At 71.0% G+C, this 19,579-nt stretch carries 18 protein-coding genes and 2 pseudogenes; 10 read left to right on the forward strand and 10 right to left on the reverse strand.

The annotated features are described in order from the left end of the window. Window positions 1-28: 28 nt before the first annotated feature. From OG371_RS38850 to sucC, 5 genes are read right to left on the reverse strand one after another with little or no spacing between them, the layout of a single operon-like run. A complete protein-coding gene (locus OG371_RS38850) occupies window positions 29-880 on the reverse strand; it encodes a LysR family transcriptional regulator (RefSeq protein WP_329061264.1) in 852 nt (283 codons plus the stop codon). Between the two features lie 25 nt (window positions 881-905). Further along, window positions 906-1,130 (reverse strand): hypothetical protein, encoded by a 225-nt coding sequence (locus tag OG371_RS38855; protein WP_329061266.1) that lies wholly within the window; start codon window positions 1,128-1,130, stop codon window positions 906-908. 11 nt (window positions 1,131-1,141) lie between these two features. After that, entirely contained in the window at window positions 1,142-1,642 is a 501-nt protein-coding gene (locus tag OG371_RS38860) for a beta-class carbonic anhydrase (protein WP_442876202.1), read from the reverse strand. 2 nt (window positions 1,643-1,644) lie between these two features. After that, complete coding sequence (gene sucD / locus OG371_RS38865) at window positions 1,645-2,529, reverse strand: succinate--CoA ligase subunit alpha (protein ID WP_329061270.1); 885 nt, start codon at window positions 2,527-2,529, stop codon at window positions 1,645-1,647. 1 nt (window position 2,530) lies between these two features. After that, window positions 2,531-3,712, reverse strand: a complete 1,182-nt coding sequence (gene sucC, locus OG371_RS38870; RefSeq protein ID WP_329061272.1) for an ADP-forming succinate--CoA ligase subunit beta — start codon at window positions 3,710-3,712, stop codon at window positions 2,531-2,533. Window positions 3,713-3,977: 265 nt separating this feature from the next. Between sucC and OG371_RS38875 the strand changes: the two genes are divergently transcribed. From OG371_RS38875 to OG371_RS38890, 4 genes are all read left to right on the forward strand, one after another. Then, window positions 3,978-5,714 (forward strand): thiamine pyrophosphate-binding protein, encoded by a 1,737-nt coding sequence (locus OG371_RS38875; RefSeq protein ID WP_329061274.1) that lies wholly within the window; start codon window positions 3,978-3,980, stop codon window positions 5,712-5,714. A gap of 12 nt (window positions 5,715-5,726) precedes the next feature. Continuing rightward, window positions 5,727-6,956 (forward strand): formyl-CoA transferase, encoded by a 1,230-nt coding sequence (gene frc, locus OG371_RS38880; RefSeq protein ID WP_329061276.1) that lies wholly within the window; start codon window positions 5,727-5,729, stop codon window positions 6,954-6,956. A gap of 13 nt (window positions 6,957-6,969) precedes the next feature. Then, the gene (locus OG371_RS38885; protein ID WP_329061278.1) at window positions 6,970-9,105 is read left to right on the forward strand and encodes an acetate--CoA ligase family protein; all 2,136 of its coding nucleotides are present in this window, start codon (window positions 6,970-6,972) and stop codon (window positions 9,103-9,105) included. 105 nt (window positions 9,106-9,210) lie between these two features. Beyond that, window positions 9,211-10,623 (forward strand): OFA family MFS transporter, encoded by a 1,413-nt coding sequence (locus OG371_RS38890; RefSeq protein WP_329061279.1) that lies wholly within the window; start codon window positions 9,211-9,213, stop codon window positions 10,621-10,623. A 147-nt stretch (window positions 10,624-10,770) separates the two neighbouring features. Here OG371_RS38890 and OG371_RS38895 read toward each other — a convergent pair whose 3' ends face one another. Next, window positions 10,771-11,508: a GntR family transcriptional regulator gene (locus tag OG371_RS38895; RefSeq protein WP_329061281.1), complete on the reverse strand. Its 738-nt coding sequence runs from the start codon at window positions 11,506-11,508 to the stop codon at window positions 10,771-10,773. A 277-nt stretch (window positions 11,509-11,785) separates the two neighbouring features. Here OG371_RS38895 and OG371_RS38900 point away from each other — a divergent pair, with 277 nt between their 5' ends. The 6 genes and pseudogenes from OG371_RS38900 (at window position 11,786) to gcl (ending at window position 17,731) form a co-directional block, all read left to right on the forward strand. Then, the gene (locus tag OG371_RS38900; RefSeq protein WP_329061283.1) at window positions 11,786-12,772 is read left to right on the forward strand and encodes a 2-dehydropantoate 2-reductase; all 987 of its coding nucleotides are present in this window, start codon (window positions 11,786-11,788) and stop codon (window positions 12,770-12,772) included. Continuing rightward, window positions 12,769-12,903: pseudogene (locus OG371_RS38905) on the forward strand (molybdopterin-dependent oxidoreductase); the annotation flags it as partial. The gene OG371_RS38900 and the pseudogene OG371_RS38905, both read left to right, overlap by 4 nt. 187 nt (window positions 12,904-13,090) lie before the next feature. Beyond that, window positions 13,091-14,212, forward strand: coding sequence for an acyl-CoA dehydrogenase family protein (locus OG371_RS38910; RefSeq protein ID WP_329061285.1), 1,122 nt, complete (start codon window positions 13,091-13,093; stop codon window positions 14,210-14,212). A gap of 113 nt (window positions 14,213-14,325) precedes the next feature. Beyond that, window positions 14,326-15,150, forward strand: a complete 825-nt coding sequence (locus OG371_RS38915; RefSeq protein ID WP_329061287.1) for a hydroxypyruvate isomerase family protein — start codon at window positions 14,326-14,328, stop codon at window positions 15,148-15,150. Further along, complete coding sequence (locus tag OG371_RS38920) at window positions 15,150-16,040, forward strand: 2-hydroxy-3-oxopropionate reductase (RefSeq protein WP_329061289.1); 891 nt, start codon at window positions 15,150-15,152, stop codon at window positions 16,038-16,040. Before OG371_RS38915 ends, OG371_RS38920 begins: the two co-directional genes overlap by 1 nt. Before the next feature lie 2 nt (window positions 16,041-16,042). After that, entirely contained in the window at window positions 16,043-17,731 is a 1,689-nt protein-coding gene (gcl, locus tag OG371_RS38925; RefSeq protein WP_329061291.1) for a glyoxylate carboligase, read from the forward strand. A gap of 46 nt (window positions 17,732-17,777) precedes the next feature. Here gcl and OG371_RS38930 read toward each other — a convergent pair whose 3' ends face one another. From OG371_RS38930 to OG371_RS38945, 4 genes and pseudogenes are all read right to left on the reverse strand, one after another. Further along, entirely contained in the window at window positions 17,778-18,452 is a 675-nt protein-coding gene (locus OG371_RS38930) for a hypothetical protein (RefSeq protein ID WP_329061293.1), read from the reverse strand. 87 nt (window positions 18,453-18,539) lie between these two features. Further along, the gene (locus tag OG371_RS38935; protein ID WP_329061295.1) at window positions 18,540-18,701 is read right to left on the reverse strand and encodes a hypothetical protein; all 162 of its coding nucleotides are present in this window, start codon (window positions 18,699-18,701) and stop codon (window positions 18,540-18,542) included. 210 nt (window positions 18,702-18,911) lie between these two features. Then, window positions 18,912-19,106 (reverse strand): annotated as a pseudogene (locus tag OG371_RS38940) (cation diffusion facilitator family transporter); the annotation flags it as partial. Window positions 19,107-19,140: 34 nt separating this feature from the next. Then, a complete protein-coding gene (locus OG371_RS38945; RefSeq protein ID WP_329061296.1) occupies window positions 19,141-19,575 on the reverse strand; it encodes a VOC family protein in 435 nt (144 codons plus the stop codon). Between the last annotated feature and the right edge of the window lie 4 nt (window positions 19,576-19,579).

Raw genomic sequence — 19,579 nt, forward strand, 5'->3', positions numbered from 1 at the left:
ACGGCGAGCGGCACGGGAAGCGCCGCCTTCACTCCAGCACTTTCACGACCGCGCGGACGGCGTCGGAAACCTCGCCGCCGGACCACCACACCGCCACGTCCCATCGGGGCCCGCCGCCGGTGAACCGACGCACCCGCAACTCCGGGAACCGCCCCGCCACCGACTCCGGCAGCAGGCAGGCCCCGAAGTCGTGGCGGACCAGCTCCACCGCCGCGCCGATCTCGGCCACCTCGCACGAGACCACCCGCGCAACCCCGGCGTCGCGGAAGGCCCGGTCGGTCACCTGCCGGACCGCCCACCCCGGCGCGAAATCCACCACCGCCAGTTCCGCCGCCTCGGCCATGGTCAGCGCCCCGCCTTCGGAGGTAGGTGCCGTCACCAGGACCATTTCCTCCCGCCGCAACGAGCGTCGCACCAGCCCGTCGGTCCCGTCGCCGTCAGCCACGCCGACCATCACGTCCACAGTGGACTTCCGTACGGCGGCCGACAGTTCGTCCGGATGCGCCATCCGCACCTCGGCCCGTACCGCCGGATGCTCACGCCGCAGCTTGGCCAGCACCCGGTGCGGTTCCGCCCAGCACCCGGGCATCACGCCGATCCGCACGCAGCCGCTGACCTTCCAGCGGGCCCCGTCCACGGTCGCGCGGGCCTGTTCCGCCGCGGTCAGCGCGGCGCGGGCGGCCGGCAGGAACGCCAGCCCGGCGGGGGTCAGCGCGACCCGGTGGGTGGTGCGTTCGAACAGCGCCGTGCCGAGGTCCCGCTCCAGCGCGCGGATGACGGTCGAGACCGTCGACTGCACGGTGTGCAGCCGCAACGCCGCGGCGGTGAACCCGCCTTCCTCGGCGACCGCCACGGCGATCTCGAGCTGCCGCAGGTCCATCCGTCCTCCCGGGTTCGGGTGTGGCTCAGCAGGGGAGCGCCGGCAGCACCGCTCGCGTTCCCGGCGGCACCGGCGCCCCGGTGGCGATCTCGACCGCCGTGCCGGGCGTGAGCGGGGACGGATGTGGCGCGCCGCCGGCCGGGACCGGGCTCGCCAGCGCCATCCCCAGCGCGTCGGCCAGCGGCAGTTCGACCGCTTCCAACGGCTTCACCGCGTCCCGCGCGGCTTGGCGAGCCTCGGCCCAGTGCATCCGCGTCCTCCTCAAACAATGCCGTCGACTTCCGTCATAGACCCCGTCCGCTCGTCGTAGACGAATCCGCGCACCGAGGCGGTGTGCGGCAGGAACGGGCTGCACCGCACCCGCCGCAGGCACTGCCGGACGTCCTGCGCCGGATCGGCGAACGACTCGGCCGACCAGGGCGGCCGGATCCCGGTGCCCGCCTCGACCTGCCGGGCGAACTCGGTGTCGGTGAAGGTTCGCATGCCGCAGTCCTCGTGGTGGACCAGGATCACCTCCCGCGTGCCGAGCAGCCGCTGGCTGACCGCGAGCGAGCGGATGGCGTCGTCGGTGACGGCGCCGCCGGCGTTGCGGATCACGTGCGCGTCGCCCTCTTCGAGGCCGAGCAGCCGGTAGACGCTGATGCGCGCGTCCATGCAGGCGATCACCGCGACCCGGCGCCGCGGCCGCCGCGTCAGCCGGGTGTGGTCGAGCCGGTGGTGGTAGCCGCGGGCGTGGGCGACCAGCTCGTCGATTTCGCCCACGGTCAACCGGCCAGCACTTCGCGGACCAGCCGCGCGGTTTCGCTCGGCGTCCGCCCGACCCGGATGCCCGCCGCCTCCAGCGCCGCCTGCTTCGCGGCTGCCGTGCCCGCCGAACCGGAGACGATCGCGCCCGCGTGGCCCATGGTTTTTCCTTCGGGCGCGGTGAATCCGGCGACGTAGCCGACCACGGGCTTGCTGACGTTGTCGCGCACGTACGCGGCAGCGCGCTCTTCGGCGTCTCCGCCGATCTCGCCGATCAGCACGATCACGTCGGTGTCCGGGTCCTTCTCGAACGCCTCGACGGCGTCGATGTGCGTCGTCCCGATCACCGGGTCGCCGCCGATGCCGATGCAGCTGGAGAAGCCGAGGTCACGCAGCTCGTGCATGAGCTGGTAGGTCAGCGTGCCGGACTTCGACACCAGCCCGATCCGGCCGGGCCCGGTGATGTCGGCGGGGATGATCCCGGCGCCGGACTGCCCGGGGGAGATCAGGCCGGGGCAGTTGGGCCCGATGATCCGGGTCTTGCCACCGCGGGCCACGGCGTGCGCCCAGAACACCGCGGAGTCGTGCACCGGCACGCCCTCGGTGATCACCACGGCCAGCCCGATCTCGGCGTCGACGGCCTCGATCACCGCGTCCTTGACGAACGGCGGCGGCACGAACAGGACCACCACGTCCGCGCCGGTCGCGGCCATCGCGCCGGCGACAGTGCCGAACACCGGCAGCTCGCGCCCGCCGATGGTGACGGACTGCCCGGCCTTGCGCGGGTTGACGCCGCCGACGACGTTCGTGCCGGCGTCGAGCATCCGCTTGGTGTGCTTGGTGCCCTCGGCGCCGGTCATGCCCGAAACGATGATGCGGCTGCTGCTGTCCAGGAAGATCGCCATCTCAGGCCTCCGGGGTGACGGGGACGGCGGCCAGCTCGGCCGCCGCGCGGGCGGCGTCGTCCATCGTGGCCACGACGGTGACCAGCGGGTGGGCCGCCTCGGCCAGGATCCGCCTGCCCTCGGCGACGTTGTTGCCGTCGAGCCGGACGACCAGCGGTTTGGTGGCGCGGTCGCCGAGCAGGGCGAGCGCCTTGACGATGCCGTCGGCCACCGCGTCGCACGCGGTGATGCCGCCGAACACGTTCACGAACACGCTGCGCACGCCCGGGTCGCCGAGGATCACCCCGAGCCCGGCCGACATGATTTCGGCCGAGGCGCCGCCGCCGATGTCCAGGAAGTTCGCCGGTCCCACGGCGCCGGCCTCGGCGGCCGCGTCCGCGACGACGTCCAATGTGGACATCACCAGCCCCGCGCCGTTGCCGATCACGCCGATGTCGCCGTCCAGCTTGACGTAGTTGAGGCCCTGCTCGTGGGCCTGGCGCTCCAGCGGGTCGCCGGCCCCGGGGTCGGCGAACGCGGTGTGCCCGGGGTGCCGGAAGGCGGCGTTCTCGTCCAGGGTGACCTTGCCGTCGAGCGCGACGATCTCGCCGCTTTTCGTGCGCACCAACGGGTTCACCTCGACCAGGGTGGCGTCCTCGGCGACGAAGACCTCCCACAGCCGCATCAGTGCGTCCGCGACGCCGCCGGCGACCTCGGCCGGGAACTGCGCGGCGGCCACGATCTCGCGCGCCTTCTCCGCGTCGACGCCGGTGAGCGCGTCGATCGGGACCTTCGCCAGCGCTTCGGGCTTGGTGGCGGCCACTTCCTCGATCTCCATGCCGCCTTCGACGGACGCCATCGCGAGGAACGTGCGGTTCGCCCGGTCCAGCAGGAAGGACGCGTAGTACTCCTCGGCGATCTCGCTCGCCTCGGTGACCAGGACCTTGTGCACGGTGTGGCCCTTGATGTCCATGCCGAGGATGTCCTCGGCCACCTGCTCGGCGTCGTCGGGCCGCGCGGCGAGCTTGACCCCGCCCGCCTTGCCCCGGCCACCGGTCTTCACCTGCGCCTTGACCACCACGGTGCCGCCGATCTCGACGGCGGCGGCGCGGGCTTCTTCGGGACTAACGGCGACCCGGCCGCGGGGGACCGGTACGCCGCGGGCTTCGAACAGCTCGCGGGCCTCGTGCTCGAAAAGATCCATCGGATTCCTTCCTTGCCGGTCTGGGGGAATGGGCCGGGTCCGGGGAGGGGGACCGGGCGAAAAACCTGCGGATGGCCCTGGACAGCGGGCAACTCTGAGAGTAATCCTAATGCCTACCGCATACGGTATGCAATCTACAGTTTGTCCCGAAGGTGGCGCTGACCTGGAGGGATGGCCCTCACGCCGGACCGCGGACGGACGAGCACACCGGAACGAGCGCGCGGATCAGAGAGGTCCGGCGCGAGAGCAGCAGAGGAGCTGAGCCATGGCGCCAACCACCACGGGCCAGGACGCCGAGCAGGGCCGGGCGGCCGCGAACGGTGCCCCGGCGGCCCCGGACACGATCTCCGGCGGGCACCTGGTCGCCAAGGCGCTCAAGGCCGAGGGCGTCGACACGATCTTCACGCTGTGCGGCGGGCACATCATCGACATCTACGACGGCTGCGTGGACGAGGGCATCAACGTCATCGACGTACGGCATGAGCAGGTCGCCGCGCACGCCGCCGACGGGTACGCCCGGATCACCGGCAAGCCTGGCTGCGCGGTGGTCACCGCCGGGCCGGGCACCACCGACGCGGTCACCGGCGTGGCGAACGCGCTGCGGGCGGAGAGCCCGATGCTGCTGATCGGCGGGCAGGGCGCGCTGGCGCAGCACAAGATGGGGTCGCTGCAGGATCTCCCGCACGTGGACATGATGACGCCGATCACCAAGTTCGCGGCGACCGTGCCGTCCACCGCGCGGGCGGCCGACCTGGTCTCGATGGCGTTCCGGGAGGCGTTCGCGGGCGCGCCCGGGCCGTCGTTCCTGGAGATCCCGCGTGACGTCCTCGACGCGCGGGTCCCGCTCGCGAACGCGCGCATCCCGTCGGCAGGTCAGTACCGCGCGTCTACGCGCAGCGCCGGCGACCCGGCGGACATCGAGAAGCTCGCGGACCTGCTGGTGCACGCGAAGAAGCCGGCGATCCTGCTGGGCAGCCAGGTCTGGACCACGCGGGCGACCGAGCCGGCCACGGAACTGGTGCGCTCGCTGAACATCCCCGCGTACATGAACGGCGCCGGCCGCGGCACCCTGCCGCCGGGCGACCCGCACCACTTCCAGCTCTCCCGCCGGTACGCCTTCGACAACGCCGACGTGATCGTCATCGTCGGCACGCCGTTCGACTTCCGGATGGGGTACGGCAAACGGCTTTCGCCGGACGCCACGGTCGTGCAGATCGACCTCGACTACCGCACCGTCGGCAAGAACCGCGACATCGACCTGGGCATCGTGGGCGACGCCGGGCAGGTCCTCGCCGCCGTCTCGCAGGCCGCTTCGGGGCGTGTGGACACCGGCGCGGTGGCGCGCAAGCCGTGGCTGGAGGAACTGCGCGCGGTCGAGGAGAAGGCGAAGCAGAAGCGCTTGCCGCAGCAGCACTCCGACGCGAACCCGATCCACCCGTACCGGCTGGTGCACGAGATCAACGAGTTCCTCACCGAGGACTCGATCTACATCGGCGACGGCGGCGACATCGTCACCTTCTCCGGCCAGGTCGTGCAGCCGAAGTCGCCGGGCCACTGGATGGACCCGGGCCCGCTGGGCACGCTCGGCGTCGGCATCCCGTTCGTGCTGGCGGCCAAGCACGCCCGCCCGGACAAGGAGGTCGTCGCGCTGTTCGGCGACGGCGCGTTCTCCCTCACCGGCTGGGACTTCGAGACGCTGGTGCGGTTCAACCTGCCGTTCGTCGGGATCGTCGGCAACAACTCCTCGATGAACCAGATCCGCTACGGCCAGGCGCAGAAGTACGGCCTGGCCCGCGAGCGCATCGGCAACACCCTGGGCGACGTGCGCTACGACGAGTTCGCCCGGATGCTCGGCGGCTACGGCGAGGAGGTCCGCGACCCCGCGGACATCGCGCCGGCGCTGCAGCGCGCCCGCGAGTCGGGCAAGCCCTCGCTGATCAACGTCTGGGTCGACCCGGACGCCTACGCCCCCGGGACCATGAACCAGACGATGTACAAGTAGTCGGAGGCCGAAATGGGAAAGGCACTTGAGGGCGTCCGCGTCCTCGACATGACCCACGTCCAATCAGGACCGTCGTCGACCCAGATCCTCGCCTGGCTCGGCGCGGACGTCATCAAGCTGGAGACGCCGGGCCGCGGCGACATCACCCGCGGGCAGCTGCGCGACCTGCCCGGGGTGGACAGTCTCTACTTCACCATGCTGAACGCCAACAAGCGCAGCATCACGCTGAACATGAAGAGCGAGGAGGGCAAGAAGGTCTTCACCGAGCTGGTGTCCTCTGTGGACGTCCTGGTGGAGAACTTCGGCCCTGGCGTCGTCGACCGGTTCGGCTTCCCGTGGGAGAAGCTGCACGAGATCAACGAAAAGCTGGTCTACGCCTCGATCAAGGGCTTCGGCCCGGGCCGGTACGCCGACTTCAAGGCGTACGAGGTGATCGCGCAGGCCATGGGCGGCTCGATGAGCACCACCGGCTTCGAGGAGGGCCCGCCCACCGCGACCGGCGCGCAGATCGGCGACTCGGGCACCGGCATCCACCTGGTGGCGGCGATCCTGGCCGCGCTGTACCAGCGCACGAACACCGGCCGCGGCCAGCGGGTCCAGGTCGCCATGCAGGACGCCGTGCTGAACCTGTGCCGGGTGAAGCTGCGAGACCAGCAGCGCCTGGCGCACGGCCCGCTCGGCGAGTACCCGAACGAGGTGTTCACCGACGAGGTGCCGCGCTCGGGCAACGCCTCGGGCGGCGGCCAGCCCGGCTGGGCGGTGCGCTGCGCGCCCGGCGGCCCGAACGACTACATCTACGTGATCATCCAGCCCGTCGGCTGGGCGCCGATCACCGAGCTGATCGGGCAGCCCGAACTGGCCGAAGACCCGGAGTGGGCCACCCCGGAGGCTCGGCTGTCGAAATTGGACAAGGTGTTCGCGCTGGTCGAGCAGTGGACCGAGCAGCACACCAAGTGGGAGGTGATGGAGCGGCTCAACGCCTGCAACATCCCGTGCGGCCCGATCCTGTCCACCCGGGAGCTGATCGAGGACGAGACGCTGGCCGAGCTGGGCACCGTGGTCGAGGTGCAGCACCCGGAGCGCGGCGCCTTCAAGACCGTCGGCTGCCCGCTGAAGCTGTCGGACTCCCCGGTCGAGATCGAGCGCTCGCCGCTGCTGGGCGAGCACAACAACGAGGTGCTCGGCGAGCTGGGCTACGGACCGCAGGACCTCGACCGGCTCCGCACCGCAGGCGTGATCTGAAGGAGAGCAGCGAATGACCACGGGAACCGACCGCGCCGCGGTCGAGAAGATCCTCGCCGCGGCCGCGGCCGAGGGACGCAGTTCGCTCACCGCGCCGGAGGGCCGGGCGGTCTGCGAGGCCTACGGGATCCCCACCCCGCAGGAACGGCTCGCCGCCACCGCGGCCGAGGCAGTCGCGCAGGCCGAGGAGATCGGCCTGCCGGTGGTGCTGAAGATCGTCTCGCCGGACATCCTGCACAAGACCGAGGCCGGCGGCGTGCTCGTCGGCCTCCGTAGCGTCGAGGAGGTGGCCGAGGGCTTCGCCACCATCCTCGAGAATGCCAAGGTCTACAACGCCGACGCGAAGATCGTCGGCGTCCAGGTACAGCAGATGCTGACCTCCGGGCAGGAGGTGATCATCGGCTCGGTCAGCGACCAGACCTTCGGCAAGGTCGTCGCCTTCGGCCTCGGCGGCGTGCTCGTGGAGGTGCTCAAGGACGTCACCTTCCGGCTGGCCCCGACCAGCACCGAAGAGGCACTGTCCATGGTGGACGGGATCGCGGCGGCGGAGATCCTCAACGGGGTCCGCGGCGCCGAGGCGGTGGACAAGGACGCGCTGGCCGGCATCATCCACCGGCTCGGGCAGCTGGTCACCGACTTCCCGCAGCTGGCCGAGGTCGACCTCAACCCGGTCCTGGCCACCGCGTCCGGCGCGACCGCCGTCGACGTCCGGATCCTGGTCGACCCGGAAGCGGCGAAGGAGCCGCTGCGGTTCACCCAGGAGGAGATCCTGGCGTCGATGACCCGGATCATGAAGCCGGCCGCCGTCGCGGTGATCGGCGCTTCCGCCGAAGCCGGCAAGATCGGCAACTCGGTGATGAAGAACCTGGTCAACGGCGGCTACGCGGGGGAGATCTACCCGATCAACCCCAAGGCGAGCGAGATCCTGGACCGCAAGGCCTACGCCAGCATCGCCGACGCGCCCGGCGACGTGGACGTGGCGGTGTTCGCCATCCCGGCGAAGTTCGTGCCCGCCGCACTCGAGGAAGCGGGCGCCAAGGGTGTGGCCGGGGCGATCCTGATCCCGTCCGGCTTCGGCGAAACCGGCAACATCGCGCTGCAGGACGAGGTCGTGGCGATCGCGCGCAAACACGGCGTACGCGTCCTCGGGCCGAACATCTACGGCTACTACTACACGCCGGAGAACCTGTCGGCGACCTTCTGCACGCCGTACGACGTCAAGGGCGGGGTCGCGCTCTCTTCGCAGAGCGGCGGCATCGGCATGGCGATCCTGGGCTTCAGCCGGTCGGCGAAGATGGGCGTGTCCTCGATCGTCGGCGTGGGCAACAAGGCCGACATCGACGAGGACGACCTGCTCACCTTCTTCGAGCAGGACGACAACACCCAGCTGATCGCCATGCACCTGGAAGACCTGAAGGACGGCCGCTCGTTCGCCGAGACGGCCAAGCGGGTCTCGCTGAAGAAGCCGGTGGTGGTGCTCAAGGCCGGCCGCACCTCGCAGGGCGCGAAGGCGGCCAGCTCGCACACCGGCGCGCTGGCCGGCGACGACAAGGTCTACGACGACATCCTGCGCCAGAGCGGCGTGATCCGGGCGCCCGGGCTGAACGACATGCTCGAGTACGCCCGCGGCATCCCGCTGCTGCCCACGCCGAAGGGCGAGAACGTCGTGATCATCACCGGCGCCGGCGGTTCGGGCGTTCTGCTGTCCGACGCCTGTGTGGACAACGGCCTTTCGCTGATGGAGATCCCCGGCGACCTCGACGAGGCCTTCCGGAAGTTCATCCCGCCGTTCGGCGCGGCCGGCAACCCGGTGGACATCACCGGCGGCGAGCCGCCGTCGACCTACCGCAACACCATCGCGCTCGGCCTGTCCGACGAGCGCATCCACTCCCTGATCCTCGGCTACTGGCACACCATCGTCACGCCGCCGATGGTGTTCGCCGAGCTGGTGGTCGACGTCGTCGAGGAGTTCCGCCGCAAGGGCATCCACAAGCCCGTGGTGGCCTCGCTTTCCGGCGACGTCGAGGTCGAGGAGGCGAGCGACCACCTGTATGCCAACGGGATCGTCGCCTACCCGTACACGACCGAAAAGCCGGTGGCGGTGCTCGGCGCCAAGTACCGCTGGGCCCGGTCCGCGGGACGACTCTGAAAAACCTCCACAGGGGCTGGCCTCACCCGAGGGAAAGGACGAAGATCCACCGCACGCCGCGTACCAAGAGGGAACCGAAGTCAACGGTGACGAAAGAGAACTCTCATGACCGCAGCCCAACCGACTTACCAGGAGATCATCGACGACAACGGCCGGGTCTACCGGATCGGTGAGAGTCCACGGGACATCCTGGGGCGCTCACGCAGTTTCATGGTCTGGTTGCCCTGGATCGCCATGATGGCGGTCAGCGTGTTCGAGTACGGCTGGGGGGCCGTCGAAGGGACACTCGAAGAAAAGTACGGCTGGTCCCTGTCGGACGCGTTCTGGCTGGCCAGCATCTGGGCCGTCTTCCAGGCGGGGGTCGCGTTCCCCGCCGGGCGGCTGCGCGAGAAGAACATCGTCTCGGCCAAGACCGCCATGCTCGCCGGCGCCGTCCTGAGCGGGATCGGCTATTTCACCATCGCGCACAGCGGAAACCTGGTCATCGCGTTCATCGGGTATTCCGTGCTCGGCGGCACCGGCGCCGGGCTGGTGTACGCCACCTGCATCAACATGGTCGGCAAGTGGTACCCGGAAAAGCGCGGGGCCCGGACCGGTTTCGTGAACGGCGGTTTCGCGTACGGCGCGGTCCCGTTCATCTACCTGTTCAGCGCGTTCCTCGGCCACGAGAACGTGACGATCACGCTGGACGCCATCGGGCTGTACATGCTGCTGGTGGTCGGGATCTGCGGGTTCCTGTTCAAGGACCCGCCGAAGAACTGGTGGCCGGCCGAGGTCGACCCGATCGCGTGGCTCAAGGGCAAGGCCGTCGGCAATGCCAAGGGCCTGGCCAAGAATCCGCCCGCGGTCAAGCAGTTCACGCCGATGGAGGCGATCCGGACCGGCATGCTCCCGCTGATGTGGGTGTGCCTGGTCGTGATCGGCGGCGTCTCGCTGTTCGGCATCAACTTCCAGGTGGACTTCGCCAAGGAAAGCAATTTCGGCGCGTTCGTGGCCGCTTCTTCGGCGGGCATCCTGGCGGTGGTGAACGGCGTCGGGCGCGGCCTGGTGGGCTGGGCCTCGGACCGGATCGGCCGCAAGGCCACCCTGTTCTGGGTGCTGGTGATCGCGGCCGTGGCGCAGTTCGGCGTGATGTGGTCGGGCAACGCGCACAGCCTGTTCTGGTTCATGGTGTTCGCGGTGCTGACCGGCTTCGGCAGCGGCGCGTTCTACCCGCTGTTCGCCGCGCTCGTGCCGGACTACTTCGGCGAGAACCACAACGCGACGAACTACGGCCTGGTCTACAGCGCCAAGCTGATCGGCGGGGTCGGCGGCGGTGGTCTGGCCGCGGGCGTGATCGTCGCCTGGGGCTACACCGGCGCGTACATCCTCGCGGGCTGCATCGCCTTGCTGTCCGCGCTGCTGACCCTGTTCCTGAAGCAGCCCGGCCGGCGTTCCGGCCCGGGTGCGACGGTGCAGGTCACCTCGCCGGACGTGGCCGCCCGGGCCACTCCGGCCACCGGGAGTGCCGGCAGCTGACGCTTGCCGGGGCACCGGGGTAAGGGACCGTCTGTTCCGCCCCAATGTGGCGTTGGTTGCGTTGGGCGCACCGAACGCCACATTGGGGCGCATTCGGCGCTGCCGAAGCAAGCCAGGAGTAGAGGGGGCGGCTGACGCCCGCCCCCTCTACTCCTGGGTTGCTTCGGGCCGCTCGTGGAACGCCTGCCGCGTGCGCTCCGTGTGCTGGGCCATGATCTTCTCCGCGCCGGCGGGGTCCTTGGCGGCGATCGCCTCGATCAGCTTGGCGTGCTCGTGCCAGGAGTCGTGGGCCCGCGGCCGGGCGATGGGCGTGTAGTACCAGCGGACCCGGCGGTCGACGAGCGCGATCAGCTCGGCGAGCACCGCGTTTCCGGTCAGCTCGGTGATGTAGGAGTGCAGATAGGCGTTCGCCGTGACGAGGCCTTCGCCGTCGTCCGCCTCAAGTGCCGCCACCCCGGCGTTCTGCAGTTCCCACAGCCGCGCCACGTGTTCCTCGGTGGCGGTCGACGCGGCGAGCCGGGCGGAATGGGTTTCCAGCACGGCGCGGACGCCGAGCAGCTGGTCGGCCTCCTCGTCGGTGGGCATGTGCACGAAGGCGCCCTGCGCGGGCCTCAGGTCCACCCAGCCTTCGCTCTGAAGTCGTTGCAGCGCCTCACGAACGGGCTGCCGGCTGACCCCGAGGTACTCGGCGAGGTCGGCTTCCACGAGGTGCTGCCCGGGCTCCAGGGTCCGGTTGATGATCAGCTCTGCCAGCGCGTCGTACACGACCTGGCGCAGCGGCGCGGGCCGCTCGACGCGCTTGGGGGAGTTGCCGGACAGCGAGCCTTTCGCCGTGCGCCGACCGGTGGGCCCGCGCTCGGGCAGGGGGGAAACGGTCTGCGACACGGGGCACCTCGGGGGGTTGGGCAGAAACGGTTCGGGGAAGCTGCGTTCAGAATACAGCTTTTGGTATGCAAAATCCCAACCCTTCACTCTGTGGCCTGGATCTCACCCGAAGTGGATCAACAGGGCTTGCCGGAAATGACGCTGTGTGCCTGTTTGATCCGAATCCGTTGGGCTGCCCGGGTGTCATCGGCGAACGTCATGACCAGCCTCTGGCCTCGGGGAAGCTTCTCGGGATACTGTATACAATCACGGCGTTCGACCGAGCGGGAGGCACATCATGCGGGTGGCTGTTCTGGGTGCCGGTGCGATCGGCGCATACGTGGGCGCGGCGCTGCACCGCGGTGGCGCGGACGTCCATCTCGTCGCCAGGGGTCCGCACCTCGCGGCGATGCGGGAGCACGGGGTGCGGGTGCTGAGCCCGCGCGGCGACTTCACCGCGCACCCCCACGTGACCGACGACCCGGGTGAGGTCGGCCCGGTCGACTACGTTTTCCTTGGCCTGAAAGCACATTCCTACCCGGGTTGCGGGCCGCTCGTGGAGCCGCTGCTCGGTCCGGAGACCGCGCTGGTGGCCGCGCAGAACGGCATCCCGTGGTGGTATTTCCACGGCCTGGACGGGCATCCGCTCGCCGGGCGGCGCGTCGAGACCGTCGACCCCGGCGGGGCGACGAGCGCGGTGCTCGCGGTGGAGCGCGCCATCGGCTGTGTCGTCTACTGCTCGACGGTGATCGAGGAGCCGGGGGTGATCCGGCATCTGGAGGGCACCCGGTTTTCCCTCGGTGAGCCCGCCGGCGGCCGATCCGCGCGCTGCCTCGCGCTGTCCGAGGCGATGGTCGCGGGCGGGCTGAAGGCGCCGGTGGAGCCGAACCTGCGCGACGACATCTGGGTCAAGCTGATGGGCAACGTCGCGTTCAACCCGCTCAGCGCGCTGACCCGGGCGACCATGGCGCAGATGTGCGAGCACGACGACACCCGCGCACTGGTGGCCACCATGATGACCGAGACGCTCGAGATCGCGCGGGCGGCGGGCGCGGATCCGCAGGTCTCCGTGGCGAAGCGGATCGACGGCGCGTGGCGGGTCGGCCACCACAAAACGTCGATGCTGCAGGACCTGGAGGCGGGCAAGCCGCTGGAGATCGACGCGATCATCGGCGCGGTCGTCGAGCTGGCCGCACTCACCGACGTGCCCGCACCCGCGCTGCGCCATGTGCACGCGGCGATCGGGCTGCTGAACCACACCGCCACCGCCGTCCCGGTCGGCTGAGCCGGACCGTGGCGCCGGTCCGGCTGACCTCGCCGCTGGTGCGGGACTCCGGTGTGCTGCGTCCGGCCACTTGGGACGAGGCGCTCGACCGGGTCGCCGCGGCGTTGCGGCTCACCCGGAAGCCCAAGGGGCTGGCTGTCGAATTCCTTGTGGTGCAGGACTTCCTGACGTCGTCGGCTCAGCTGGCCGACATCGTGCTGCCTGCCTCCGCTTGGCGTGGGCTGCTGCCGGAACTGGCGCGCCGGGCCGGGCCCGGCTGGTCTCCGTCCACTGTGGATACCGCGCTGTCTCACCCCTGACCGAACCGGAGGGTCGACGATGCCTGCTCCCGAAGAGATCGCACGCGTGGTGGCGGGGGTTGTCGCCCCGGCCGCGGCTGGCGGTGACCGGCTGGCCCGCTTCCCTCGCGCAGCCGTCAACACGTTGGGGCGTAAGGGAGTTCTGGGGATGACGGCGTCGCGTCGGCTGGGCGGCGGCGGGCGCGGACTGGCCGAGGCGGCCCGGGTCGTGGAGCAGGTCGCGCGGGTCTGCGGCGGCACGGCCACCGTGCTGCGGGCGCACTTCGCGGCCGTCGCGGTGCTGGAGGCGCACGGGGACACGGCCGTTCGCGCGGAGGTCGCTGCCGGACGGCACTTGAGCACGCTCGCGCTGTTCGACGCCAGGCCTGGCCGCCGGTTGCTCGCGCCGGAGGGCTCGTCGCACCGTCACGGCGGGGTGGTCGACCTGCACGGGCGCAAGGCCTGGGTGGTCTCGGCGGGGGAGGCGGACAGCTACGTGTGGGCGGGCCGACCGGCGACCGGCCGTGGTCCCGCGACGCTGTGGTTCGTGCCCGGCCACGCGCCGGGTCTGCTGGTTCCGGACCACGACGGCGGCATCGGGCTGCGCGCCAGCGCGGCGACCACGGTGCTCGCCGATCCCGTCCGGGTGCCGGAAACCAACACGCTCGGCGCCGACGGCGACGGCGCCGAAGTGGTGCTCGACCTGGCGTTGCCGTGGTTCCTCGGGCTCGGCGCGGCGGTCGCGCTCGGCCTGGCCGAGGGCGCGATCGCCGAGACCGCGGCGCAACTCGCGGCCGGCCGGTGCGGCTCCGGCGACCCGCGCGCGGACCTGGCCCGGATGCGCCTTCGCGCGGACGCCGTGCGCGTGCTGCAGGACGACGCGTTCGCCACGTTCAGCTGGGATCCCGCGCACGCGTTGCCGAAGCTTTTCCACCTGTGCCTCGCTTCCGCCGAAGCCGTGACCGCGGTGACCGAGCAGGCGATGAAGCTCTGCGAGGGCGCGGCGTTCAGCGGCGACGGCGGCATCGAGCGCCGCTTCCGGGACGCGCGGGCGAACTGCGCGCTGGAGCCGGCCGTGGACACCGTCGTCGGCCTGGCGGCGCGGATGACCGCGGACTTCGCCGCCCCGGCGGGGATCGGGGAACTCGACCCGGCCCGTTGACCGCACCGGCCGGCGCCAGCTATTCTCGATATACGGAAGGAACCTTCCACGATACGAAATCAACGGCTGCCGGGTTTGTAGGCCCCGGCGGTCGAAGGCTGTGAGGTATATCGATGACTGGTCCTGCCGGTGGGCGGCATTCGCTGCCCTACACCGCCAACCTGTCGATCCTGTTCACCGAGCTCCCGCTGCTCGAGCGTGCACCGGCCGCTCGGGCAGCGGGCTTCACCGCGGTGGAGTTCTGGTGGCCGTTCGACGCCGCCGACCCGCGGCCGGTGGAGGTGGAGCGGTTCGTCCGCTCGATCGAGCAGGCCGGCGTCCAGCTGACCGGGCTGAACTTCTTCGCCGGCGACATGGCCGCCGGTGAGCGCGGGCTGGTGTCGTGGGTCGGGCGCGAGGCGGAGTTCGCCGTCAGCCTGACCATCGCGCTCGGCATCGCCGAACGGCTCGGCTGCCGCAGCTTCAACGCGCTGTACGGCAACCGGATCGAGGGCGTGGAACCGTCCGAACAGGACGAGCTGGCGCTGGTCCAGCTGGGCACCGCGGCCGAGGCCGCGGCCGGGATCGGCGCGCAGCTGGTGCTGGAGCCGCTGTCCGGGATGCCGAGCCACCCGCTGAAGACGGCCGCGGACGCCGTGGCGGTGCTGGACAAACTGGGCCGGGACAACGTCCGGCTGCTGGTGGACCTCTACCACCTGGCGGTCAACGGCGACGACCTCGACGCCGTGATCGCCGAGCACACCCCGCGCACCGGGCACGTGCAGATCGCGGACGCGCCGGGCCGGCACCAGCCGGGCACGGGGGAGCTGGACCTCGAGGGCTACTTGGAAAAGCTCCAGGCGGCGGGCTACGACGGGCACGTGGGGATCGAGTACAAACCGGACGGCCCCACCGTCGAGTCGCTGGCCTGGCTGCCGGTCGAACGAAGGGGAAACTGATGGGCAAGCTCGGATTCATCGGCCTGGGCGTGATGGGCACGCCGATGGCCGCGCACCTGGCCGCGGCCGGGCACGACGTGAGCGGCTTCGACCTCAACGCCGACGCGCGGGCCAAGCTGGAGGCCGCGGGCGGGCGCGCCGCCGCCGACGTGGCGGACGCGGTGGCCGGGGCCGAAGTGGTGATCACCATGCTGCCGGACCACCCGCAGGTCGAGCAGGTCGTGCTCGCGCCGGGCGGGGTGCTGGACGCGGTCGCGCCGGGCACGCTGCTGGCCGACATGAGCACCATCCGCCCGGAGACCTCGATCGCGGTCGCCGAAGCCGGTGCGGCGAAAGGGATCCGGGTGCTGGACGCGCCCGTCTCCGGCGGGCAGGCCGGGGCCGAGCAGGCCGCGCTGTCCATCATGGTCGGTGGCGAGGAGGCCGATTTCGCCGTCGCCCGGCCGTTGTTCGAGGTGCTCGGCAAAACCATTGTGCACGTCGGCCCGCACGGCGCGGGCCAGGTGGTGAAGGCGGCGAACCAGCTGGTCGTCGGCGGGATCTACGGGCTGGTGGCCGAGGCGATCGTGCTGCTGGAGGCGTCCGGGGTGGATGCGGGCACCGGGCTCGACGTGCTCGCCGGCGGACTGGCCGGCAGCCGGATCCTGGAGCTGAAGCGCAAGTCCATGGTGGCGCGCGAATTCAAGCCCGGCTTCCGGATCGACCTGCACCACAAGGACATGGGCATCGCGCTCGCCGCCGCGCGGCAGGCCGACGTCGCGCTGCCGCTCACCGGGCTGGTCGCCCAGCTCGTCGCCGCCGGGCGGTCCATGGGCTTCGGCTCGCTGGACCACTCGGCGCTGCTGAAAGTCGTCGAAGAGCTGTCCGGCCGCTCGTCACAGGAGGTTTGATCATGGCCAGAATCCCCGCGATGGAAGCGGTTGTCGACGTGCTCATCGACGAGGGGGTGGACGTCGCCTTCGGCTGCCCGGGCGCGGCGATCCTCCCGCTGTACCAGGCGATGCAGGGCCGGGGCATCGAGCACCTCGTGGTCCGCCACGAGGAGGGCGCCACGCACATGGCCGACGGCTGGTCGCGCACCACCGGCAAGGTCGGCGTCGCGATCGGCACCTCCGGACCGGCCGGCACGAACATGATCACCGGCCTCTACACCGCGCACGCCGACTCGATCCCGATCCTGTGCATCACCGGGCAAGCGGCGTCGTCGAAGCTGCACCAGGAGGCGTTCCAGGCGGTCGACATCGTCGAGATCGCCAAGCCGGTCACGAAGTGGGCGGTGCAGGTGAAGGAGGCGGCGCAGCTGCCGTGGATCTTCCGGGAGGCGTTCCGCGTCGCGCGGTCCGGCCGGCCGGGCCCGGTGCTGATCGACCTGCCCATCGACGTCCAGAAGCAGCTGATCGAGTGGGACTCCGGGATCGACTCGGCGCTGCCGATCACCCCGGTGCTGCCCTCGCCGGCGCGCGTCGAGCGGGCGCTGGAAATGCTGCTCGCCGCCGAGCGGCCGCTGATCCTCGCCGGCGGCGGCGTGGTGCTGGGAGAGGCGAGCCCGCAGCTGCGCGCGGTGGCCGAGCGGCTCGGCGTCCCGGTCGGCGTCACGCTGATGGGCAAGGGCAGCTTCCCCGAAGACCACGAGCTGTTCGCCGGCATGGCGGGCATCCAGACGTCGCAGCGCTGGGCCAATGCCGCGTTCCTGGAGTCCGACCTGGTGCTCGCGTTGGGTGCCCGCTTCGGCGACCGGCACACCGGCGAGCTGTCGGTGTACCGCGGCGAGCGGAAGTTCATCCACGTCGACATCGAGCCGACGCAGCTGGGCAAGGTGTTCGGCCCGGACCTCGGCGTGGTTTCCGACACCGGCGCGTTCCTCGACGCCCTGCTGTCCGCTTTGGACGGCCGTGCGCTTGCTCGTGACCGCGCCTGGGTTTCGCGCATCGGCGAGCTGAAGGCGGAGCTGCCGCGCCGGGAGGACTTCGACAGCACGCCGATCAAGGCGCCGCGGGTGTTCAAGGAGATCAACGAGTACTACGGCCCGGACACCTACTTCGTCACCGCGATCGGGCTGTACCAGATCTGGTCCGGCCAGTTCCAGCGCGCGCACCTGCCGCGGCACTACCAGGTCTGCGGCCAGGCCGGCCCGCTCGGCTGGGAGATCCCGGCCGCGATCGGGGTCAAGAAGGCCCGCCCGGACGCCGAGGTGGTCGGTGTCGTCGGCGACTACTCGTTCCAGTTCCTGGTGGAGGAGCTGGCCGTGGCCGCGCAGTACGACGTCGGCTTCGTGCTGATCATGCTCAACAACGAGTACCTGGGCCTGATCCGCCAGGCCGAGACCGGCTACGACATGAACTTCCAGGTCGACATCCACTACGACGAGTCCGGCACCGACAACGTCAAGATCATGGAGGCGTACGGCTGCTCCGGCACCCGCGTGGTGGACCCGGACGGGATCCGGTCGTCGCTGGAGTGGGCCCGCAAGGAGGTCGACCGGACGCACCGGCCGGTGCTCGTCGAGATCATGATCGGCCGCGAGGACAACGCGGCGATGGGGGCGGCGCTGGACGCGGTGAAGGAGTTCGAGAGCGCCTGAGCGGCTTTGGGGCGTGGCGCGGCTTGGCTGCGCCACGCCCGGCCGGTCACGAGATGGCCGCCAGCAGTCCGAAGTAGACGGCGCCGCCGACCACCGCGCCGAGCAGCGCCCCGCTCACGACCTGCGCGGCGGTGTGCGCGGCCAGCTCGACGCGCGACCAGCACACCCAGGCCAGGAACGGGACCAGCAGGAGCAGCCACGGCCCGCAGACCCAGACCAGCATGACCGTCGCGCCGGCCGCGACCACGGCGTGGATCGAGATCTTGAACTTCAGCGCCGAGGTGATGGCCAGCGCCACGACCAGGCAGGCCAGCTCGGCGGCGGTCAGCGCCACCATCTCGTGCGGCGCGCCGCCGGCGATCAGGATGACGAAACCGGCGGCCAGCGAGGCGAAGCAGAACGCCAGCGGCACCAGCCGCCCGGCCCGGTTCGCGACGTGGTGGCCGTCCCACTTCCCGCGCCGCGCCCCGCGCACGATCACGGCCATCGGGATCAGCGACCCGGTCACGCCCACCACGAGCCCCCACAGCAACGCCGCCCCGGCCCGGTGCCCGGTCACCTGCCACGCGACCACCAGCGGCAGCCCGAGCGCCCACACCCACGGCGCGAGCACCTCGGTCGCGACCCGGGCGAACAGCTGCCGGCCTCCGCGGTTTTCGGAGCTGCCGTGGTTGTCGGGCCCTCCGTCGTTGTCTGGCACAGAAGGCGCGGGGGAGGACATCGGGTCTGGTCTCCTCGGCTCGGTCACCCGTCGGCAGGGGGCTGCGGTGACCGGGGTGCTGCGGGTCTTGCTCGGGCGCAGCGGATGTTACCGAGGGGCGGGTGAGGCCGGGGCGTTGGCGGTGCTCGTGCGTTGCGGCCGCTGCCGCCGGAGGTCCGCGCGGATCAGCCACCACTGGAGCAGGCGCAGCACCAACGCGAACAGCACACACAAGCCGACCAGCAGCAGGGACCAGCCGAAGTCACTCATCCACAGCCTTCTTTCGTGAGGGACGAGAGTCAGCCTGCTGGCGCGCGAGGGCCGACGCCCGTCGCGCTCACGCTTCCTTGACAGCCGGGGCGGCGATGTTGACGTCTCCCTCCTGGTGGGCCGGGGGAGGGCGGTCGAAATCCGGTGGTCGGCGGCGTGCACCTCGGCCGGTGACCGTGACGGGTCGACGCAGGCTTGGGCTTAGGGGGCGAGCGGCGCGGCCGTCAGCGCGTCGGCGAAGTTGTGGAGCGTGTCCCCGAGCAGCGCGACGGACTCGGTGAACGTCACGACGACCAGCTGCGCCGCCGCGGTGGCCAGCAGCACCGCGAACGACAGCCACAACGCCCGCATCCCGGCGCGGCTCGCCTCGAGCGCGTCGCCGGAGTCGTGGCTGTGAGGATTGAGTGCGTCGGCTTAGGGGCCGCGTTGCCGGGGAAGGTCAGTCGAGGCAGAACTCGTTGCCCTCGATGTCCTGCATGACGATGCAGGACTCCTCTACGCCGTCGGCCTCGAGGAGCTGAAAGCGGGCTGCGCCGAGTGCGACCAGCCGCGCGCACTCCGCTTCGAGGGTGGCGAGGCGTTCGGCACCCACGAGGCCGGTGCCGACCCGCACGTCGAGGTGCACCCGGTTCTTGACGACCTTGCCCTCGGGAACGCGCTGGAAGTAGAGCCGCGGGCCGACCCCGGCCGGGTCGGAGCAGACGAAGCCCGAGCCCTGGCGTTCGGGCGGCAGCGACTGGTTGAAATCGTCCCAGGTGGCGAATCCCGCCGGCGCCGGCGGCACGACGTACCCCAGCACCTCGCACCAGAAACGGGCGACGCGCTCGGGTTCCGCGCAGTCGAAGGTGACCTGGACCTGCCTGACCGATGCCATAGGG

Origin of the sequence: Amycolatopsis sp. NBC_01480, assembly GCF_036227205.1 — a bacterium.
Taxonomy (GTDB): Bacteria; Actinomycetota; Actinomycetes; order Mycobacteriales; family Pseudonocardiaceae; genus Amycolatopsis.